Below are 20,450 nucleotides of genomic sequence, written 5' to 3' on the forward strand. Positions count from 1 at the left end.
CGTCACGCCGGTCGTCGGGGTGGCGCGGCGCTGTCGCGGACGATCAACTCGGTGGCGAGTTCCACCCGAGGGCTTTCGGTCTTCTCGCCGCCGGCGAGACGCAGGACGGTCCGTGCGGCCAGCATGCCCATCTCGGCGAGGGGTTGGCGGACGGTGGTCAGCGGCGGGGAGCACCACCGAACCTCCGGTAGGTCGTCGAAGCCGACCACGCTGATGTCGTCGGGCACCCGTAGGCCACGTTTGCGGACCGCCTCGTAGACGCCGAGTGCCATCTGGTCGCTGGAGGCGAAGATGGCGGTGGGCGGGTCGGGCAGGGCCAGCAACTGCGTACCGGCGCTGAACCCGGACTCGTGGTAGAAGTTGCCCGGCCGGATGAGGGCGTCGTCGACGGGGATGTCGGCGGCGCCGAGGGCGGCCCGGTAGCCGTCCATCCGGGCCCGGCTGCACATCAGGTGCGGTGGGCCGGCGATGAAGCCGATCCGGCGGTGCCCCAGGCTGATCAGGTACTGGTTGGCGCTCAGGCTGCCCGCCCAGTTGGTGGCGCCGATGGTGGGTGACTCCTGGGGGTCCACGCCGGCGGGGTCGATGATGACGACCGGCAGGTGCAGCCGACGCAGCTCGGCCTGCAATGGTGGGTTCACCATCGAGGTCACGAAGATGACCCCCTCGGTGGAGCGCGTACGCATGTTGTCGAGCCACTGCTTGGCCGAGGAGATGCGCCAGTGGATGGCCGACACGACGGTGCCGACGCCGCTGGTCTGACCGACGTCCTCCACCCCGCGGATGATCTCCACGGCCCACGGGCTGTCCAGGTCGTTGAAGACCAGGTCGATGAGGGCCGCGTCGGTACGCCGGGCCGGTGACCGGCGACGGTACCCGTGCCGGTTGAGCAGCGCCTCGACGCGTTCCCGGGTGTCGGGAGCGACGTCGGAGCGGCCGTTGATGACCCGGGAGACCGTGGGCACGGAGACACCCGCCAACCGCGCGATCATGGCGATGGTGACGTTTCGGCCGTTCTCCGCGCCCACGGTCCCCCCTCGTCGTACCGGAAGCTTCAGGTCTGCTCGCGGTGGTGCGATGTCATCCCTTGACGCTGCCGGTCAGACCGCCGATGAGTTGGCGTTCGGCCACCGCGTAGAAGCCCAGGGCCGGAAGCATGGACAGCACGACGTAGGCGAGCACCCGAGCGGTGTCGTCGGCGTACTGGCCCTGGAACGCCTGGACCCCGACCGGAAGGGTCCACCAACTCTGGTCGCTGAAGACGACCAACGGGAGCATGAAGTTGTTCCAGCTGGTCACGATGGCCAGCACCGAGACGGTGGCCAGGGCGGGACGGGCCATCGGCAGCAGGACCTTCCAGAAGAACCCGAAGGGGCCGCAGCCGTCGAGGACGGCAGCCTCCTCGACCTCGGCCGGGATGGTCCGGAAGAACTGGCGCAGGATGATGATGGTGATCGGCAGCCCGAAGGCGGCCTGGGGCAGGATGACGCCGAGCGGGTTGTCCAGCAGGCCGATGCCGCGCAGCAGCACGAACAGCGGCAGGATGGCCACCGCGAACGGGAACATCAAGCCGATCGCGAACAACGTCACCAGGAACTCGCGGCCCCGGAAGGCGTAGCGAGCGAAGACGAACGCGGCCATCGCCGCCGCGCCGACGACGATGAAGGTGCTACTCACGGCGATGAGGAGACTGTTACCGAGCTGCCGCCAGAACACCCCGTTGCCCAGGATCTCGAAGTAGTTCGGCACCCACGGGTCGGGCCAGCCCAGCGGGTTGGTGGACAACTGGCCGTTGTCCTTGAAGCCGCCGAGCACGCCGAAGTACACCGGCACGACGATGAGCACGCCGACGGCGATGCAGACGAGGTGCAGCACGACGCTGCGGGTCCGCTGGGCGCGACTCGCCGTGGCGGTCATCGCTGGCCTCCCTGGGTGGTGATCGCGCCCGCCGTGTCACGACGCAGGACGATGCGTTGGTAGAACAGGGCGAAGACGAGGCTCAGCAGGAACATCACGATGCTGATGGCACTCGCGTAGCCGACCTCGAAGCGACGGAAGCCGAACTGGTACATCGTGACGGCCAACGTCTCCGAGGAGTGGATCGGCCCACCACCGGTGAGCACCCACACCATGTCGAACAGTTGGATGGTGCCGATGACCGACAGGAAGATGCTGATGCGGATCGTCGGGCCGAGCAGGGGCAGGGTGACGTGTCGGAACGCCTGCCAGGCGGTGGCGCCGTCGGTGACCGCGGCCTCGGACAACTCCTTCGGGATGCCCTGCCGGGCCGCCAGGAAGAGCATCATGTAGAGGCCGAAGTACTTCCAGGACACCACGAGGAAGACGGCGTACAGCACCGTGTCCGGGTCGGCGAAGACGGTGCCCGCGTCGGCGCCCAGCCACCGGGCGACCCCCTCCCCGAGCCCTCGGTTGGGGGAGAACACCAGGGTGAACAGGACGGCCGTGGTGACCTCGGAGAGCACGTACGGGGCGAAGAAGATCAGCCGATAGACGGCCCGCCCGCGAAGTGGCTGGTTGAGCAGCATGGCCAGGGCCAGCGCAACAGGCAGCTGCACGACCAGGGACAGCACCACCAGCACCAGGCCACGCTGGAGGTCACCGCGGAACGTCGAATCGCCGAAGGCACGGGTGTAGTTGTCGAACCCGATGAAGTTCTCCGGCAGGCCGAAGCCGTTCCACTTGAAGAAGCTGGCGTAGGCGGCCACCACGATGGGGGCGAGGACCAGCAGTACGAACAGCGCCAGGGCAGGCGCCAGGAACACGGCGAGGACGCCACCCCGGCCCGGCCGGGGCTGGCGGCCACGCTTACGCGCGGTGCCCGGCCCCGGTGCCGGCGGATCGGTCGCCGTGTCGCCGCGCCTCAGGTCGGACACGGTCGATGGCCTGGTCATTCCTGCTCCACTCGGGTTCTACGGCCGGCTACGGACGGATGAGGGGTCACGATCAGACGGTCTTTGCCACCTGCGTGATGTCCTTGACGATCGCCGCCGGCGACTTCGAGCCGGCGATGATCTCCGCGACGCTGTCGTTGATCTGCTGCCCGAGTGCGGGTGCATACGCCTGGTCGAGGTAGAGCTGGAAGCCGGTGTTCTTGGCCAGGGCCTCCGCGACGGCCTTGTTGTTGGGGTCGCTGATGGCGGAGGTGGCATCCTTCACCGTGGGCAGCACCGCGCCGGTCTGCGCGGACCGCTTCTGGTTCTCGACGCTGAGCAGGAACTTCAGGAAGTCGATGGTGGCGGCCGGCGCGTCCTTGCCGACGGCGAAGCCGTTGCCACCGCCGAAGACCTCGGTCGCGGCGCCCTTGCCGCCGTCCACGGAGGGGAACGGGAAGAAGCCGAGCTTGTCGCCGAGGCCCTTCTTGCTGGTGGAGCTGGACGCCTGCACCGCCGGCGCCCACTGGCCCATCAGCTCCATGCCGGCGTTGCCGTTGCCCATGGTGGCGGCCTGACCGTCGGGCGAGCCGAACTCCGCGCCGAGGAAGCCCTTCTGGAACGGCTGCAGGTCGACGAGTTCCTTGAGCCGCTCACCCGCGGCGACGAGGTCGGGGGTGTCGAAGTTCTTGCTGTCGACGGCCTTCTGCAGCGCGTCGACACCGCCGATGCGCATCGCGAGGTAGGACCAGTAGAAGTGGGCCGGCCACTTGTCCTTACCGGCCAGGGCGACCGGGGTGATGCCGGCGGTCTTGAGCTTGCGGACCGCGTCGAGCACGCCGGTCCAGGTGGTGGGGGTATCGGTGATGCCGGCGCGGGTGAAGAGCTCCTTGTTGTACCAGAACCCGACCATGCCGATGTCGAACGGAATGCCGTAGATCTTGCCGTCGATCGTGTATGGCTGCATGGCGGCGGGCAGGATGCCGGCGACCAGGTCCTTCACGTCGTCGGTGAGGTCCTTGACCAGGCCCGCGTCGACCTGCTGCTTGAGCACGCCGCCACCCCAGGACTGGAACAGGTCCGGCGGGTCGCCGGCCTGGGTGGCGGTGGTGAGCTTGGCCTTGAACGCCTCGTTCTCCAGCGGCTGGATGGTGAACGTGACGTTGCTGTGCGCGGCCTTGTACTCGTTGGCCATCGCCGCCCAGACCGGGAGCATCGGGTCGGTGTTCTGGATGTGCCACCAGTTGATGGTCTGCGGGGCGTTCGGGTCGCCGGAGTTGTCGTCGCCGCTACAGGCGCTCAGCAGATACGCGCCAGCGCCGGCACCGGCGAGGCCGAGCAGCTTTCGGCGGGAAAGGTGCGGGGTCATGATCCATCCCTTCGGGAACTCACGGGGTGCTCGGTTGCCGGCCGGGCCGGCGTGGTGGGAACCTATGGATCTCCGGAACTTTCAAAAAGCTTCGCCGGTATTACCGGTCGATGGCCGGCACGCTACGAGCTGTTTCCGTAACGGTCAAGCCCTCTGTCCTATTGCGAAAAGACCGGCTAGCGTAGGCAGGACTTCCAGCGATCCGGGACCGCAAGTTTCCGGAAGTTCCAGACAGCCCGTCCAGAGGAGCCCTCGTGTCGACCGACATCGCTAACGTGGCGACCGCTACCCGGTCGATCCGCAATCCCGTCCTCGCCGGGTTCCACCCGGATCCGTCGATCCTGCGGGTCGGCGACGACTACTACCTGGCCACCTCGACGTTCGAGTGGTATCCGGGCGTGCGTGTGCACCACTCGCGTGATCTCGTGAACTGGCGCACCCTGAGCGGGGTCATCACCGACCGCCGCCTGCTCGACCTGCGCGGCTGCGGTGACTCCAACGGCGTGTGGGCGCCCGACCTGACGTACCACGACGGTCAGTTCCACCTCGTCTACAGCGACGTGGCCAGCTTCGCCAGCGGCTACTGGGATCCACAGAACTTCCTGGTCACCGCCGAGGACATCGCCGGCCCCTGGTCGGACCCGGTGAAACTGCACGGGCGCGGTTTCGACGCCGCGCTGTTCCACGACGACGACGGCACCAGTTGGCTGCTGAGCATGAGCGCGGACTGGCGACCCGGCCGGGACCGCTTCGGCGGCATCGAGATCCAGCAGTACGACCGGGCCGCGCGTCGGCTGGTCGGCCGCCCGCGCATGCTGTTCACCGGCACTGCGGTCGGGGTCACCGAGGGTCCGCACATCTACCGCCACGACGGCTGGTACTGGCTGATCACCGCCGAGGGTGGCACCAGTTGGGAGCACCAGGTCACCGTGGCACGGTCCCGGGAGCTGTTCGGGCCGTACGAGGTGGATCCGGACGGGCCGCTGCTCACCTCCGTCGGTCGCCCCGACCTGCGGCTGCAGAAGGCGGGTCACGGCAGCATGGTTCGCACCCAGACCGGCGAGTGGTACCTGGCCCACCTGGTGGGCCGCCCCTACTCCCCGCTGGGCAGTTGTGTGCTCGGCCGGGAGACCGCGATCCAACGGGTCGAGTGGCCGTCGGGTGACTGGCCGAAGATCGCCGGAGGGGTTCCGGCAGACGAGGTCGTCGCACCCGACCTGCCCGCGCACCCGTGGCCGGCAGAGCCCGAGACCGACCACTTCGACGCCCCCGAGCTGGGCCTGTGCTGGTCGACGCTGCGCCGGCCGGCCACCACGGACTGGGTCGACCTGCGCGCCCGTCCGTCGCACCTGCGGATCCACGGCGGGCAGTCGCCGGTCGGCCGGCAGGCCCCCAGCCTGGTCGGGCGACGCGTCGGCGCGATGCACTGCTCGCTGGAGACCGTGGTGGAGTTCGACCCGGTCGACCACCGGCAGCTCGCCGGGATCACCACCTACTACAACACCCTGAACTGGCACCACCTCTACCTGACCCGGGACGACGACGGGCGCACGGTGCTGCAGTTGCTCAGCTCCGACAACGGGCGGCGCACCCCGTACCCCGATCTGACCGTCGACGTCAGCGGCGTCACCCGCGTCGGTCTGCGGGCCGTGTTCGACGGGCCGGTGGTGCGCTTCGACTACGACCTCGGTGTCGGTTGGCAGCCGGTCGGCGTCGACCTGGACGCGACCATCCTGTCCGACGAGCACGCCGCGTTGATCATCGACGGTGAGCCGGCGGCGTGGGGTTTCACCGGAGCGTTCCTCGGTCTGTGGGTGCAGGACCTCGGCGGCGACGGCGGGTACGCCGACTTCGACCTGGCCACCTACCGGGAGCAGTGAGCACGCGGACGGCACCCGGTGGGTGCCGTCCGCGTTCCAGTCGTCCTACTCGACCTGGGCGGCGACGGCGCGGAGCTGGCCGAGGGTGGTGCGGAAGCCGTGGCCGGACGCGGCCGGGTCCTCGGTGACGAGGCCACTGACGGCCATGGCCTGCGAGCGGGACGCCGCGACCGCGTCGTCACCGGCCCCGGTCAGGTCGAACACGCCGAAGTCGCCGCTGAGCGTGCGGAACGTCGGGGCGGCCGGGTCCTTGGCGAGGTAGAGCACCGCGACCTGGCCCGCTTCGAGCGTGGACATGTGGGCCATGTCCGCCACGCCCCGGTCGAGGCCGGCGAGGGTGATCCGCGTCCCGGCGCGCACGGACGTCCCGTTCGCCGCGCGCAGCACCTCGTCGACCCGAAAGCCCGCCGCCTCGACCTCACCCCTTACCACCAGGTCCGCGGTCTCGCTGAGCTGACGCACCGTGCCGTACCCGCGCAGCTTGCCCTTGACCGGCGGGGGCGCCGCGCCGGTCGGCGTGGCCTCGGTCGGCGTGGCCTCGGTCGGCGTGGCCTCGGCGTTGCTCGTGGCGGGCGCACCGACCGGATCGGGGCCGTCGGGGCCGCCGCAGGCGGACAGCGCCGCCAGGGCGAGCACGGCCGTGGCCGCGGCCCACAGCGGCCGGGTACGGCGGGCGTCGACTGCCATGGAGCGCTCCTTGCGTCTCGGTGCCGTCCCTGGTCTGCTCGCCGGGACGCGGTACTGCTGACGACATCTAACTGTGCGGTCCGGGCATCGAGCTCGCGGGTGGCCGTCGACGAGATGAACATGCCTCGTCACGGACGGCTGACGTCGATTGACGACGCACCGACGTACTGATATCTGTTAATACAGTTTCCTGATGCTCGCGGTGCCCACCGGGGCCGAACCGCCGCGCCGGGCACCGACCGGCCGGCGGCATGCCGCCCCTTCCCCGAGGAACACCATGGTTCGCAAGAGAACAGCCGCCTACGTCGCGAGCACCCTGCTGATCGGCGTCGCCGCCGTCGGTTACGGCCTGCCGTCGGCCAGCGCCGCGACCGCCGGCCGGATCACCGGCCTGGCCGGCAAGTGCGTCGACGTGGCCGGCGCCAACCCGGCCAACGGCACGGCCGTCCAGCTCTACGACTGCAACGGCAGCGCGGCCCAGACGTGGACCGTCGGCAACACCGACAACTCGATCCGGGCGCTCGGCAAGTGTCTCGACGTGACCGCCGCGTCGACCGCCAACGGCGCCAAGATCCAGTTGTACGACTGCAACGGCACCGGCGCGCAGAAGTGGACCGCCAGCAACGGCGCGCTCGTCAACTCCGGCTCCGGCAAGTGCCTCGACGTCACCGACCGCAGCACCGCGAACGGCGCTCGGCTGCAGATCTGGACCTGCGGTGGCACCTCCAACCAGCAGTGGACCCTGCCCGGCGGCGGCAGCAACCCCACCCCCACGCCCACCACCCCGACCGGGACCAACCTCGACGACCCGGCGAAGAAGGACGTCGCCATGCAGCTCGTCTCGGCTGCGGAGAACTCGTCGCTCGACTGGCGTGCACAGTTCTCCTACATCGAGGACATCGGCGACGGACGCGGCTACACCGCCGGCATCATCGGCTTCTGCTCCGGCACGGGCGACATGCTCGAACTGGTGCAGGCGTACACGAACACCAAGCCGGGCAACGTGCTGGCCGGCTACCTGCCGGCGCTGCGCGCCGTCAACGGCACCCCCTCGCACTCGGGCCTCGACCCGAACTTCCCCCGCGACTGGCGGACGGCGGCCAACGACTCGGTCTTCCGGGCCGCCCAGGAGGCCGAACGGGACCGGGTCTACTTCAACCCGTCGGTACGCGACGGCAAGAACGACCAGGTCCGGGCGCTCGGCCAGTTCGCCTACTACGACGCGGCCGTCATGCACGGGTACGAGGGCATGCGGCAGATCCGCAACCGCGCCCTCGCTCGGGCGAAGCCACCGGCGCAGGGCGGTGACGAGCGGACCTGGCTCAACGCCTTCCTCGACGAGCGGGTCATCGAGATGAAGAAGGAGGAGGCCCACTCGGACACATCCCGGGTGGACACCGCCCAGCGGGTCTTCCTCAACAACGGCAACTTCAACCTCAACACGCCGTTGGTGTTCGCCGTCTACGGAGACCAGTTCCGGATCGGCTAGTGCGCACACGCTCAGGGCGCCGGCGAGCCGGCGCCCTGAGCCGTGCTCGGAGCCTGGACACGGCGCCCTGAGCCGTGCTCGGAGCCTGGACACGGCGCGGGGAGCAGCCTTGCCTTGACGCTGACGACAAGGTTTAGCCTGGTCGCGACGGGCTGGTCGAGGAGGTCTGATGCTGATCGGCGAGCTGGCGGAACGGGCCGGCACGAGCACCCGAACGCTGCGCTACTACGAAGCCCACGGGTTGGTACACCCGCAGCGCTCGGCGAACGGCTACCGCGTCTACGACGAGGCGGAACTACGGGTCGTCCGGGAGATCCGGGCGCTGCTCGACGTCGGCTTCGGCCTCGATGACGTCCGTCCGTTCGTTGCCTGTCTGCGAGCGGGCAACGCGTCCGGCGACGTCTGTCCGGATTCCGTGCTGGTGCTGCGACGCAAGCTCGCCGAGGTCGACGACTACCTCGATCGGCTCGGAGCGGTCCGTCAGCAGTTGCACACCCAGCTCACCCACGCCATCGCGCACCGGGAGGAAACATGCCCCAGGAAACGACCGTCAGCTCTCTGATCACCGCCACCGACGACACGTTCGCCGAGCTGGTGCTGGCCAGCGACCGGCCCGTCGTGGTCGACTTCTGGGCGGAGTGGTGCCCGCCGTGCAAGATGATCGAGAAGAGCCTCGTCGAGCTGGCACAGGAGTTCGGCGACCGGATGGTCATCGCCAAGCTCAACTCCGACGACAACCCGCAGGCCACGCGGCGCTACGGAGTCATGTCCCTGCCGACGCTGCTGGTGTTCCGTGGGGGCGAGGTCGTCGGCTCGGTCGTCGGGTCCAGGCCGAAACTCCACCTGCGGCAGAGCCTGACCATGCACGCCGGCCTGTGACCGATCACCGCCCGTGAGTCCTCTCCGCTCCGGCTGACATCAATCGATCATGGTAACTGAAAGTGTCGTACATCTGCTCTAGTCTCGGGTCATGGTCGAGGAGTTGGCGCAGGCGGACGACGCGGTCGCCGCCTGCGTTGACGACGCCGCCTGGGCTCTCGCCGACGACGAGCTGATCACGGCGCTCGACGCCGCACACCGCCTGGAGCAACGCCTCGCCGCCGTCACGCTCGCCCTGGTTCGTGAGATCGACGGTCGAGGCGCCGCCCGCGCGCGGGGCGCGTCCAGCACAGCGGTCTGGCTGCGCGAGCGACTGCGCCTCACCGTTCCCGCCGCCCGCCGGCTCATCGACCTCGCCACCGCACTGGACACCGGCAACCCGGGGGTACGACAAGCGTTGGCCGACGGGCACATCACCCTCGACCAGGCCCGGGTCATCGCCGACACTGTCACCACCGTGCAGGCGTCGGCCGGCGCGGAGGCCGCCGACAAGGCCGTCGGTGTGCTCACCGACTGGGCCGGCCAGTTCGATCCCACCCTGCTGCGCAAGCTCGGCACCCGCATCCTCGACCACGTCGCCCCCGACCTCGCCGACGCCGCCGCCCGTGCCGCACTGGACGCCGAAACCGCCCGGGCGACCCGCGACCGGCACCTCACCATCTCCGAGCAGAATGACGGTCGCTTGCGGCTCAGCGGCATCCTCGACCCGGAAACCGCCGCAGTGCTGCGCGCTGCCATCGATCCGCTGAGCGCACCCTGCGGGCCCGACGACACCCGATCCCCCGGGCAACGTCGACACGACGCCCTCAGCGATGTCTGCCGACTCGCCCTTCGCGCCGACGCACTGCCGGAGCATGGCGGCGAATCCGCGCAGATCGTCGTCACCACCAGCTTCGACGCCCTCGCGGGGCAACTCGGTGCCGGCACCCTCGACACCGGCCTCCACCTCACCCCGGACACGGTGCGCCGACTCGCCTGCGACGCCACCATCCTGCCCGCCGTCCTCGGTGGCACCGGCCAGGTCCTCGACGTCGGCCGACAACGCCGACTCATCACCGGCCCACTACGACGAGCCCTCGTACTACGCGACGGCGGCTGCACCTTCCCCGGCTGCGACCGACCACCACGCTGGTGCGCCGCCCACCACATCCAACACTGGGCCGACGGCGGCCCCACCAACCTCGACAACTCAGTCCTGCTCTGCGGCCACCACCACCGACACATCCACCACAGCAAGTGGACGGTTCGCCTCGGCGACGACGGCCATCCGGAATTCGTGCCACCGGCCTGGCTCGACCCCGAACAACTACCACGCCGCAACCACTACCACCGACGCACATAGCGGCGGAGAGCACGAAGATCCGAGCAACCCGACGAGCCGAGACGTCGTCCGGCTACCCGCTCGTTGCGGGATGCGCTCCTGCACCACAGTGTGCCCGTCGTCATCCGTCGGTGGCCTGCGCGATATCTTGCGCACCGGACACGAGACAGGGATGGGGCTCCATGGGGCGCACAGGACTGCCAGGCTCAGCGGTCGTCAGCACGGTGATGTCGGCGTTCCTGCTGGCCGCGACCGGATGCGCGGCGCAGGAGGACACTTCCGCGCCGGCAGCTGGTGCGCAGTCATCACCCCCTGCGGTGGCGATGCGCGTCGACAGGCCAACCATGCTTCTGGGCACCTGGCCCGAGTCCGTGGATCGAGGTCTACGCGACCGGGCCGAGCAGAACATGAGCAACGTCAAGAAGCTGCTGAGCACCGAGCCCACCAGCCTGGTGGGCACCGCCTACGTCCGGGCGGAGGAGGTGCACTCCCGAGAGCGCGGGCTGCACATCCCCGACGATGACCAGCGGGTGATCATGATCAGCGCGGTGTCGGGCACGATCACCGATCCCACGGCGACGCTGGACAAGATCTTCGGCGGAATACCGAACGTCACCGACGTGCGCCCGGTCCCGCCCGGCCCTCTGGGCGGGACGACCGGCTGCGGCATCGGCCAGGCCGAGACCGGCCTCCGTGTCGACATCTGCGTGTGGAGCGACCACCACACACTCGGCATGGTGACCTTCGTCGGCTTCGCAAAGACGGATGACCCGCAAGGTGTGTTCGGCCAGATCCGCGCCGAAGTGGAGCAACCTGCGAAATGACTTGACCTCAAGCTCGGGTGAGGTCATAGCCTCCAATATCGGAGGTAATGCATGAGCATGGAAGTTACCGCGTGGATGTCCCTGCACCACGCGATGAACGCACAGGACGAGCGCCCACTGTCCCGCGCCACGTTGAAGCGCATCGCGCGATTCGCGCGGCCACACCGTGCACTGATCGTCAGGTTCCTGTTGTTGAGCGTGGTGACGGCCGTCCTCACGGTCGCGGCACCGGTTCTCGCCGGGCGGGTGGTCGACGCGATCGTGGACGGCGCCGACAGCGGCGTGGTGATCCGGCTGGCGGTGCTGATCGCCCTGATCGCCCTCGCCGAGGCCGGCCTGGGTCTGGTGACGCGGTTCCTCTCCGCGAGCATCGGTGAGGGGCTGATCGTCCAGCTACGGACGGCGGTCTTCGACCACGTCCAGCGCATGCCAGTCGCGTTCTTCACCAGGACCCGCACGGGTGCGCTGGTCAGCCGGTTGAACAACGACGTGATCGGCGCGCAGCGGGCCTTCAGCGACACCCTGTCGAGTGTGGTCGGCAACACCGTCACGCTGATCCTGACGTTGGCCGTGATGCTCACCTTCTCGTGGCAGATCACGGTGCTGGCGCTCGTTCTGTTGCCCATCTTCGTCCTGCCGGCCCGGCGGATGGGGTCGAAGCTCGCCCGGTTGCAGCGTGAGGCGGCCGAGCACAACGCTGCCATGAGCACCCGGATGACGGAACGCTTCTCCGCACCCGGTGCCACACTCGTCAAGCTGTACGGGCGGCCGGCCGAGGAGTCGGCCGAGTTCGCGGCCCGGGCCCGACGGGTCCGAGACATCGGCGTCCGTACCGCCATGCTGCAGTGGGTCTTCATCACCGCGCTCACCGTCGTCGGCTCGCTGGCGCTGGCCCTGGTCTACGGCCTGGGCGGCCTCTACGCCCTCCGCGGCAGCCTCGACGCCGGGACCGTGGTCGCCCTCGCGCTGCTCCTGTCGCGTCTCTACGCGCCGTTGACGTCGCTGGCCAGCGCCCGGGTCGAGGTGATGAGCGCGCTGGTGAGCTTCGAGCGGGTGTTCGAGGTCCTCGACCTCAAGCCGCTGATTCTCGACAAGGCCGACGCCCAGCCGCTGCCCGACGGGCCGGTCGCGGTGGAGTTCGACGACGTACGGTTCGGCTACCCCTCGGCGGACAAGGTGTCGCTCGCATCCCTGGAGGACGTGGCGAAGCTGGACACACGCGGCGGCGAGGAGGTGCTGCACGGTGTGTCGTTCCGCGCCGAGGCGGGGCAGATGGTCGCCCTCGTCGGTTCCTCCGGGGCGGGCAAGTCGACGATCGCGCAACTCGTGCCACGCCTGTACGACGTGGAGGACGGCGTGGTGAAACTCGCCGATGTCGACGTACGCGACCTGTCGGCCGAGTCGATCCGGACGGCGTTGGGCGTGGTGACCCAGGACGGGCACCTCTTCCACGAGAGCATCCGCGCCAACTTGGCGTTCGCTCGTCCGGACGCGACCGAGGACGAGATGTGGGACGTGCTGCGGCGAGCCCGGCTCGACGACCTGATCCGCTCGCTCCCGGACGGGCTCGACACCGTCGTCGGCGAACGCGGTTACCGGTTGTCGGGCGGGGAACGGCAACGGCTCACCATCTCACGGCTGCTGTTGGCCCGCCCGCGCGTGGTCATCCTCGACGAGGCGACCGCGCATCTCGACTCCACCTCGGAGGCGGCGGTCCAGGCCGCCCTCGCCGAAGCCCTGACCGGCCGGACGAGCGTGGTCATCGCGCACCGGCTCTCCACCATCCGGGCGGCAGACCAGATCCTCGTCGTCGAGGACGGGCGCATCGTCGAACGCGGGCGGCACAGCGATCTGCTCGCCGCCGGTGGCCGGTACCAGGAGTTGTACCGCACCCAGTTCGCCGAGGACCAGCCGGCCGTCCAGGAGCAACGGGTCGCCGTCTAAGCCTGAATCCGTGGACGGGTCGTCCGATCGGGAATTAGTTGATCTTGTCGGTTTGAGAATGTGGTTGGTCCGCTGGTCGTGGTCCAGCTTGCTCTGGTGCTACTCGTCGGGCAGTTCGGTGGGTGTGTCGTGTGGTGCGGCGCCTACTCCGAGAACAAGATCTACAAGTACGCCGTGCAGCCCGACGGCAGCACCGGCGCTCGCAGCGTCTTCGTGAACTACATCGGCGGCCCGGACCGCGCGAGGATCGACTGCGCCGGCAACGTGTACTGGGCGTCGGGCTCGGACGGCCTGGTGCACGTCTACTCCCCCACGGGCGCCCAGCTCGGCACGATCCGGTCCGGCACCTCCGGTACGACGAACGTGGCGATCGGCGGCCCCGACCGGCAGACCCTCTACATCACCTCGGGCCCGAGGAACGACTCCGGCCTATACAGCGTGCGGCTCAACGTCCCCGGCTATCCGTACTGATGAGGATGCCGTTCCCGGACAGTTTGATCTGCGCGAGAACGGCATCCTCCGAACCAGCTATCGAGTATTCAGGTACCCGGTAACCGGAGGTGCCTGTGGCTTACAGCTCGATCGGCCAGCAGTCTTGGTTCCAGAAATTGCAGGGGTAGGCCGACGGGCCAACCTCGCCGCTGCCGGCAGCCCCGACATTCGACGTACCCAGCCCGAGCAGCGTGAGCGCGAACGCCGCCGTGGTCAGCGCGATGCCAGCACGCCTGACAATACTCGTCACAATCATTCCTCCGTTAGCGCACGAACATATACGTCCACGTTAGAGGTAACCGCTGTACTCGCTGTGGATTCCCAGTGGACGTCTTCCGGATGCCGGGGTGGGCAGGTGGAGACGAGCGGCCGGGATATCGGGAGTACCCAGCCGTGACCGGGCGGCAGCCAGCATCGCGGGCGGGCCGCAGACGTAGACGTCCTGGCCGGGCCGGGCCGGGCCGGGCCGGGCCGGTGATGCTCAAGGGCGACGGTCAGGGCATCGCCCTGTTCGGCCGCCTCGGCGCACGGGTCGTCGGAGAACGTCGGCACCACGGTCAACCACTCGTGGGCGCATTGCAGCTTGTCGAGGCTGATCGCGTCGTACAGGTCGGTGAACGAGCGCGCGCCGACGACCAGCGTCACCCGCCGGCCGTCCGGTGCGGCAGCGACCTGCTCGACGAGGGCGCGCAGCGGCGCCAGCCCGGTGCCACCGGCGACGAGCAGCAGATCATCGGATCGCGCCGCGTCGAGGCTGAGGCCGGTGTGGCCAGGTGGGCCGAGCCAGAGCAGCTCCCCGGGGCGTACCTCATGGACCAGTCGGTGGGAGACGGCGCCCGCGCGCGGGTCGTTCGCGGCGTTGACGCCCAGCGCGACCCCGGCCACCGCCAGCACCGCCGACCCGCCGACCGCCGCCAGAAGCAGATTGGAGCGCTTCATCGTGGTGTCCACTTTCCTCGGTTGTCGACTCCGAGGATCGGTCAAATCGGGATAGCAGCACGCTGTCGGGACGCTAAGGCCAGGTTAGGGCGGTCCAGGGGGCAGGTCAGCCGCGCCGGTTGAGTTCCGCCTCCAGCCGCTGGACGAGGGTCTTGCGGTCCTTGCTGGCGCGCTCGTTACGCAGGGCGGTCCTGAGCTGTCGCGTGTCGAGACCACGGACCAGCTTGACCGCCTCGGTGACCGGCATCTCCGACATCCGGCCGGCCGTGGTGGCGTCTCGACGCGCCCGTTTGGCCGGCCCGGTGTTGGCGACGTACTGCTTGCCGGTTCGAGAGGCTTCGCGCTTCTTGGTGTCGGTTGCGCGCTTCTGACTCTCCGACATCTCGTCCCAGGCCTTCTTGGGCAGGTAACGGCCCGTCGTGCCGCCCTTGCGCGCCCGCGTGTCGCCCTCTTTCGTCTGCCACTTCTCGTTGCCCCAGCGCTGCAGAGCCTTCTGCCGCTCGTCCTTTACGCCCAGGAATCCCCCACCGCGCTTCTTGTACTCCTGCGTGACCAGCTGCGACTTGCGCGCCGACCACTGCCCGGGCCGGCCGCCCTTGTCGGAAGCCTTGATTTCTTCCTTGATCTGCTCTCTGAGCTCGGGTTTCGTATACCGCGCCATGGCTGGCAGCTACCCGGCACCGCAGCGCCTATGCCTTGGGCGGTGACGTCGGCGGCCCGAGCCAGAGCAGCACCTGCGCCCCGCCACCCGGACCGGCACGCAGGTCGAGACGACCCCCGGCGGCCACCGACGACGAGCGCCGGATCCTGCACGTCGGCACCGGAGGGCCCCGGCGCAGCACCGCGCGGGCGCAGGCGTCGAGTTGCGCCGCGGTGAACGGCTTGACCACGTAGTCGTCGGCGCCCGCGTCGAGCACCCGCACGATCTCGGCCTCGTCGTCGCGCGCGGTGGCCACGATGACCGGCACCGAGCTGACCGCGCGCAGCATCCGCAGCAATTCGCGCCCGTCCAGGTCGGGCAGGCCCAGGTCGAACACGACGAGGTCGGGCCGGTCCTCCAGCGCGTCGCGGAGCCCGGCCATCGCCGTCGAGGCCGCGGCCACCGCATGGCCGCGTTCCCGAAGGGCACGGATCAGCGGGGTACGGATGGTCAGGTCGTCCTCGATGAGCAGCAGCGCTGCATCGGCTCGGAGCCGGTGTCCGTCGCCGACGACTGATCCCACCACAGGCCGGTGCAGGTGGGTTTGTCGCGATGGGCCACCATGTCGTCATGGTGGCGGCGTGGCGGGACGAGTCTGGTCAGCTGCGCACCTGGCGGGTGGGCCGCCGCCGTCTCGCCTGGCGTCCCCGCTTTCCTCAGCCCGAATGGCTCGCCGGCGGGGACGGCGGGCCGTTCGAACTGCTCGTCGTCGCCGTCCTCCTCCTGATTGGCCTCGGCTACCTGCTCAACTGGCTCGCCGCGCTGCTCGCCACCTCGGTCGTCTGGCCTTGGCGAGCAATCTCCGGGCGTTGGCCGGTCGTGGCCTACCCGCTCGATTCGTCTCTGGTCGCGACGGATGACCAGCGCGGCGACCGGCCGTATCAGCAACGGGTGACGGGCCGCGCCGCCGCCATGGCGCTGACCCGGCAGTGGGTGCGCAACGTCGAACAGCAGGGTCACCCGGACGTGGCTGTAGACCACTGACTGGCCGGGCGCCCTGCTGTCCCACCGACTGCGAGGGTCGAATCAGCTGGTCTTGATGGTCAGCGTCGGCGGGTTGGCCGACTCCCTGCTCCCGATGGTGACGGGGCGGTCGGCGGTGACCTGCAGGCTCAAACTCTGATCACCGAACCACTGCGCTATCGCGAAGCCAGTGACATCGATGGACACGTGAGGACTGTCGCCGGTGCAGGTCACCTCTCGCAGCGATGTCACCGTCGCCGACGGCCGGGTGTTCCAGGACGTCCCACTCTCTGTCCATCCGCCGTCCGCGCCGCCGTTGACCCTGAGCGTCACCGGCTGCGTGGCGCACTGACTGACGTACACGTTGACGGCGACCCGGTTCATGTCGGCCACCCCGGCGAGGCTGTACCGCAGCAGACCCACGCGATTGCCGGTGTCGACCGCGAGCGTGGCCCCGCTGCCATGGGCCGCCGCCGGACTGGCAGCGTCGACGTAGGTGTCCGCGAGCGCCGGCCGGTCGGCGTGCTCGGCTCGGAGGATCAGTTCCGGCGGGTTCACCGCACTCTCCCGAGAGGTGATGCCGATGTACTTGTTGCTCCCCGCCGGATCGCCGGTGATCGCGAAGGAGGCCCGTCCGTCGGCGGCGTTGCGCCGGAGATAGTCGGTCACGTCCAGCTCCACCATGCCGCCGTCCACGGACACGTTCAACGTCTTCAGGGTCGCGCCGGGAGCGGGCCTGCTGTTCCAGCTGACCAGACCCTCGTTCCAGGCATCGCCGGTCTCGGAGACGACCACCCTGTCCGCAGCAGGGACGGCGTCGGTCACCCGCGCGTGGAACTGCAGTTTGGCGTACTCGATCTCGCCGTACTGCGCGATGTCGAAGGTCAGATAGGTGGCCCTCTGTCGAGTGGTGGTGTGTTTGACGGCGTTCACGGGTGACTGGCCATAGGCTTCGCCAGGCACGCCTGAATCGACCCAGGTGTCGCCGATGGGGATGGTCCTGGCGTTCGGCTGCTGCCAGTTGTCCACCTGTGGTCCCCGAGAAGTCAGGATGAGCTCCGGCTGACCGGTCGGGGCCTCCCTGTTGTTGAGCAGCACGAAGTCGCCGGTCCGCGCCGGCTCGCTCAACACGAAGGTGACCACCCCGTCACCGGCCGCCTGCTCCCGGACATGGCTGGTGACGTCGCCGCTGGCGTACGCGGGTGTCGTGCCGACCGCGAGGTTGCCGACCGGGCCTCCCTCCGGGAGGGGAGCATTGTTCCAGGTCAGCTTCTCCTCGCGCCAGTCGTCGTCGGCCGATTGGACCATCAGGTCGGTGGTGCATCCGGTGCAGGTCGTGTTGCTGCCGTACATCCGCAAGGTCGCGCTGGCGATGTCGGCTGGGTCCACACCGGCCAGGTCGAACTTGAGGTAGCTGTGCCGCGTCCAGCCGTCGCCGGTGCTCTTCACGACCAGACCGGTGCCGCCGTAGTTCTCGTCGCCGTTGTCCTTCCAGACCATCGCGTCGGCCGTCGGACGCAGTACCTGCGGGTCGGTCGCCACCACCGCGGTCTCGGTGGCGCCGCCGCTCTGGAAGGAGGTCACGCTCAGGATCGCCGGCACCGTCTGCAGCAGCCGTACCCCGGGCGACCCTGACACGAGGCCCCCGCTGGGAGTGTTCAACTTCATGTGCAGCGCGCCCGTACGACGCTGGGTCGGATCGGCCGCGGCGACCCTCATGGTGGTGGGCGTGCGTTGGAGCACCACCGAAGCAGCGTCGTCGACCGTGAGGAACGATGCTTCGCCCCACGCGTCCAGCCGCTGGGTCACTCGGGGCTGCCAGAAGTTGACGCCGATGACGTCGAGCGCGTTCTGCTGGACCGCCTGGATCGTCTTCTCGTTGCGCAGCACGCGGATCTGCGGATTCGCCGCGTAATCGGCGGTCTGCTGTGCGGCAGCCCCGGGCAGCAGCACGTAGCTGTACGAGGCGTTCGACGGGTTCGTGCCGTGGTCGATCCAGAGGGACACGTACGCGCGCAGGTGCGACGTCGCGCTGCCACCCGGGTCGATCGCCTTCCAGGCGCCGCTTCGGAGCTCGCGCTTGCAGTGCAGGGTCACCCCGCCCGGGAAGTAGTAGCCGATGTCCTGGCCACTCAGGTGGGCGTTCGTCGCGCCACTGATGACCTCGGTGCTGCCGTTGGTGGCGCAGCGTGCTGTCCCGTTGATGGTCAGCGCCTCGGCACCACTCACCCGCCGCTGGTCCACCGTGGTGATGATGGTGCCGGTACCGGTGATGCCGGCGCCGAGCGCGACGATCTCGTTGTCGTAGAGGAACCAGGACTTCTTCGCCGTGAGGTCCGAGAACGGGTCGCGCAGGTCCATGCCGACCGAGGCGTACCGGTCGTCGAGCGACGCGCCGCCGACCCAACTCGCCGTGGACGGCACACCGGTGGGGTGCGCTGTGGACCGGGCCGCAGTGGAGACGGTCGTGCCGGGCAGACGGGTGGCGTCCACCGTCGGCCAGTAGGCGTCGTCGTACTGGCCCAGGTCGTTCGGCAGGATCAGCTGCGTCATGCCGTACCGGGTGAACCATCCGCGCGGGTTCTGGCCGAGGGTCTCGTAGTCGAGGATCCGGTTGGAGAACATGCTCACCCCAGCCATGTAACCGGGCCGCTGGTGGGTGACCTGGTCCATGCCGGCGTACACCTTCGTGGCGACCAGATCCACCTCGCCTACCACAGCGACGTCGTCGATCACCGCGTAGGCCCGCGCCAGCGTGAAGAGCGAAAGGAAGTAGCTGTTCGGGTAGGGCGCGAAGGTGTCGCCGCTGATCAGACCCTTCGCCATGCGGCGCAGTTGCAGTGCTTCGGTCGCGGGCACTGCCTCGGCCAGGACGAGTGCCGCCCGCGTGAGACCGTGCCCGGACTGGTGGTTGCTGATGCTGGTCCCGGCGGGATCGCCGCGCCTTCCCGTCCCGGCCCGCGCGATCTCCCTCCCCCGCACGCCGGGGGTGCCGGCACCGCGGTACACCAGCGGCCGCAGGCCGTCGCGCAGCCAGTCGGCGAACGCGGTGCTGGCGGTGCTGGCGATCGCCCAGGGTGAGCCACTCAGGGCGTAGATCAGCTCCGCGTACGTCTGGGCCATCGAGGTGCCGTAACCGCCGCTGTACGGATGCCGGCCGTGCTGGATGAAGGAGCCGTCGTCATAGATGCCCTCGCCGACCTGCACGGTCGCCATCGTCTCCAGGGCGTTGTTCCGTGCCGTGGTGATGGCCGCAACGTCGTTGGCCAGGACTCCCATCATGACCTCGGTGGTGCATTTCCAGATGCGGTTCGCGCCACGGCTCGGTTCGGCGTAGTCATTGGCGTTGGTGCTGCGGCCGGACCGCGTACAGGTCGGCGTGAGCACCTCGATGGCCGAGAGGTAGTCCTGCACGGCAAGTCTCGGATGCCCCCACATCATCACCGCGATGTTGACGATCTGCTTGGGGATGGCGATCTCCCAGTCGTACCACTCCGCGGCGGGATGCGGCAGCGGCAGCTCGGCAGCACTGTTCGGGAACGTGTCGACGAGCGCGTTCAGGCCGCCGACCGTCGCGTCGGCCAGCGCTGCGTCGCCGGTGAGCGTGGTCCCCGGCGTGGCGTAGGCGGTGGCCATCTGTGCCAGCCGATCGACCGACCTGGACACGCCCGCCGTGGTGTCGTAGTCGAACTCGGCCGGCCACAGCCGGCCGTGTTCGGGATTGTCCGCGTCCGACACGGCCAGCGGATCGATGCTGTCGATGTAGCGCTGCGTCTGGGAAGCATCGGGGAGGCGGCCTTTGTAGCGGTCATCACCGGCGTGGTTCGTGTCACTGTCGGTCAACAGTTGTAGCCAGCGGTGGCGAACGGTCTCCACGTCGCTCGCCGCACGGGCGGGCGCCGCCACCGCCTGGGCCGCGCCGGATACCAGCAGGATGAGAACGAGCAGCAGCACCCTGGGGTGCCGGTGACCCCAACTCGACTGTCGAAAGCGGACACCCATGAGCTTCTCCCCCGTGAAATTGGGCGGAGCCTAGCAACGGCGTGGCCGGCACGGAGGCCCGTGCCGGCCA

At 69.1% G+C, this 20,450-nt stretch carries 18 protein-coding genes and 1 pseudogene; 9 read left to right on the forward strand and 10 right to left on the reverse strand.

What is annotated here, in order from left to right; genetic code table 11:
* Window positions 1–2: 2 nt before the first annotated feature.
* From ABGB10_RS01875 to ABGB10_RS01890, 4 genes are read right to left on the reverse strand one after another with little or no spacing between them, the layout of a single operon-like run.
* Complete coding sequence (locus tag ABGB10_RS01875; protein WP_347659057.1) at window positions 3–1,028, reverse strand: LacI family DNA-binding transcriptional regulator; 1,026 nt, start codon at window positions 1,026–1,028, stop codon at window positions 3–5.
* 52 nt (window positions 1,029–1,080) lie between these two features.
* Window positions 1,081–1,917 carry a carbohydrate ABC transporter permease gene (locus ABGB10_RS01880; RefSeq protein WP_347659058.1) on the reverse strand — a complete coding sequence of 279 codons (837 nt, stop codon included), beginning with the start codon at window positions 1,915–1,917 and terminating at the stop codon, window positions 1,081–1,083.
* A complete protein-coding gene (locus tag ABGB10_RS01885) occupies window positions 1,914–2,912 on the reverse strand; it encodes a sugar ABC transporter permease (RefSeq protein ID WP_347659059.1) in 999 nt (332 codons plus the stop codon). Before ABGB10_RS01885 ends, ABGB10_RS01880 begins: the two co-directional genes overlap by 4 nt.
* Window positions 2,913–2,964: 52 nt before the next feature.
* Window positions 2,965–4,260 (reverse strand): extracellular solute-binding protein, encoded by a 1,296-nt coding sequence (locus tag ABGB10_RS01890; protein ID WP_347659060.1) that lies wholly within the window; start codon window positions 4,258–4,260, stop codon window positions 2,965–2,967.
* A 254-nt stretch (window positions 4,261–4,514) separates the two neighbouring features.
* On the opposite strand from ABGB10_RS01890, the gene ABGB10_RS01895 reads away from it, so the two are divergent.
* Entirely contained in the window at window positions 4,515–6,140 is a 1,626-nt protein-coding gene (locus ABGB10_RS01895) for a glycoside hydrolase family 43 protein (protein WP_347659061.1), read from the forward strand.
* Between the two features lie 45 nt (window positions 6,141–6,185).
* Here ABGB10_RS01895 and ABGB10_RS01900 read toward each other — a convergent pair whose 3' ends face one another.
* Window positions 6,186–6,827, reverse strand: a complete 642-nt coding sequence (locus tag ABGB10_RS01900) for a hypothetical protein (RefSeq protein WP_347659062.1) — start codon at window positions 6,825–6,827, stop codon at window positions 6,186–6,188.
* Window positions 6,828–7,020: 193 nt separating this feature from the next.
* On the opposite strand from ABGB10_RS01900, the gene ABGB10_RS01905 reads away from it, so the two are divergent.
* The 7 genes from ABGB10_RS01905 to ABGB10_RS01935 all read left to right on the forward strand — a co-directional run bounded on the left by ABGB10_RS01905 (window position 7,021) and on the right by ABGB10_RS01935 (window position 13,755).
* On the forward strand, window positions 7,021–8,316 hold the full coding sequence (locus ABGB10_RS01905; RefSeq protein ID WP_347659063.1) for a chitosanase: 1,296 nt from the start codon (window positions 7,021–7,023) through the stop codon (window positions 8,314–8,316).
* A gap of 169 nt (window positions 8,317–8,485) precedes the next feature.
* Window positions 8,486–8,878 carry a MerR family transcriptional regulator gene (locus tag ABGB10_RS01910; protein ID WP_347659064.1) on the forward strand — a complete coding sequence of 131 codons (393 nt, stop codon included), beginning with the start codon at window positions 8,486–8,488 and terminating at the stop codon, window positions 8,876–8,878.
* Window positions 8,848–9,195 carry a thioredoxin gene (gene trxA, locus ABGB10_RS01915; RefSeq protein WP_347659065.1) on the forward strand — a complete coding sequence of 116 codons (348 nt, stop codon included), beginning with the start codon at window positions 8,848–8,850 and terminating at the stop codon, window positions 9,193–9,195. Before ABGB10_RS01910 ends, trxA begins: the two co-directional genes overlap by 31 nt.
* Before the next feature lie 91 nt (window positions 9,196–9,286).
* The gene (locus ABGB10_RS01920) at window positions 9,287–10,537 is read left to right on the forward strand and encodes a DUF222 domain-containing protein (RefSeq protein WP_347659066.1); all 1,251 of its coding nucleotides are present in this window, start codon (window positions 9,287–9,289) and stop codon (window positions 10,535–10,537) included.
* Between the two features lie 206 nt (window positions 10,538–10,743).
* Complete coding sequence (locus ABGB10_RS01925) at window positions 10,744–11,340, forward strand: hypothetical protein (RefSeq protein ID WP_347659067.1); 597 nt, start codon at window positions 10,744–10,746, stop codon at window positions 11,338–11,340.
* A 51-nt stretch (window positions 11,341–11,391) separates the two neighbouring features.
* Window positions 11,392–13,284 carry an ABC transporter ATP-binding protein gene (locus ABGB10_RS01930; RefSeq protein WP_347659068.1) on the forward strand — a complete coding sequence of 631 codons (1,893 nt, stop codon included), beginning with the start codon at window positions 11,392–11,394 and terminating at the stop codon, window positions 13,282–13,284.
* Window positions 13,285–13,344: 60 nt separating this feature from the next.
* Complete coding sequence (locus tag ABGB10_RS01935) at window positions 13,345–13,755, forward strand: SMP-30/gluconolactonase/LRE family protein (RefSeq protein WP_347659069.1); 411 nt, start codon at window positions 13,345–13,347, stop codon at window positions 13,753–13,755.
* A gap of 100 nt (window positions 13,756–13,855) precedes the next feature.
* Here the strand turns inward: ABGB10_RS01935 and ABGB10_RS01940 are convergent, their stop codons facing one another.
* From ABGB10_RS01940 to ABGB10_RS01955, 4 genes and pseudogenes are all read right to left on the reverse strand, one after another.
* Complete coding sequence (locus ABGB10_RS01940; RefSeq protein WP_347659070.1) at window positions 13,856–14,026, reverse strand: hypothetical protein; 171 nt, start codon at window positions 14,024–14,026, stop codon at window positions 13,856–13,858.
* 2 nt (window positions 14,027–14,028) lie between these two features.
* A complete protein-coding gene (locus ABGB10_RS01945) occupies window positions 14,029–14,715 on the reverse strand; it encodes a hypothetical protein (protein ID WP_347659071.1) in 687 nt (228 codons plus the stop codon).
* Between the two features lie 106 nt (window positions 14,716–14,821).
* The gene (locus tag ABGB10_RS01950) at window positions 14,822–15,376 is read right to left on the reverse strand and encodes a DUF5872 domain-containing protein (protein ID WP_347659072.1); all 555 of its coding nucleotides are present in this window, start codon (window positions 15,374–15,376) and stop codon (window positions 14,822–14,824) included.
* 166 nt (window positions 15,377–15,542) lie between these two features.
* Window positions 15,543–15,938 (reverse strand): annotated as a pseudogene (locus ABGB10_RS01955) (response regulator); the annotation flags it as partial.
* 47 nt (window positions 15,939–15,985) lie between these two features.
* Here ABGB10_RS01955 and ABGB10_RS01960 point away from each other — a divergent pair.
* On the forward strand, window positions 15,986–16,399 hold the full coding sequence (locus ABGB10_RS01960; RefSeq protein WP_347659073.1) for a hypothetical protein: 414 nt from the start codon (window positions 15,986–15,988) through the stop codon (window positions 16,397–16,399).
* Window positions 16,400–16,441: 42 nt separating this feature from the next.
* Here ABGB10_RS01960 and ABGB10_RS01965 read toward each other — a convergent pair whose 3' ends face one another.
* Window positions 16,442–20,380, reverse strand: coding sequence for a polysaccharide lyase family 8 super-sandwich domain-containing protein (locus tag ABGB10_RS01965; protein ID WP_347659074.1), 3,939 nt, complete (start codon window positions 20,378–20,380; stop codon window positions 16,442–16,444).
* Window positions 20,381–20,450: the final 70 nt, after the last annotated feature.

It is taken from the genome of Micromonospora sp. B9E7, assembly GCF_039871815.1.
GTDB lineage: Bacteria > Actinomycetota > Actinomycetes > Mycobacteriales > Micromonosporaceae > Micromonospora.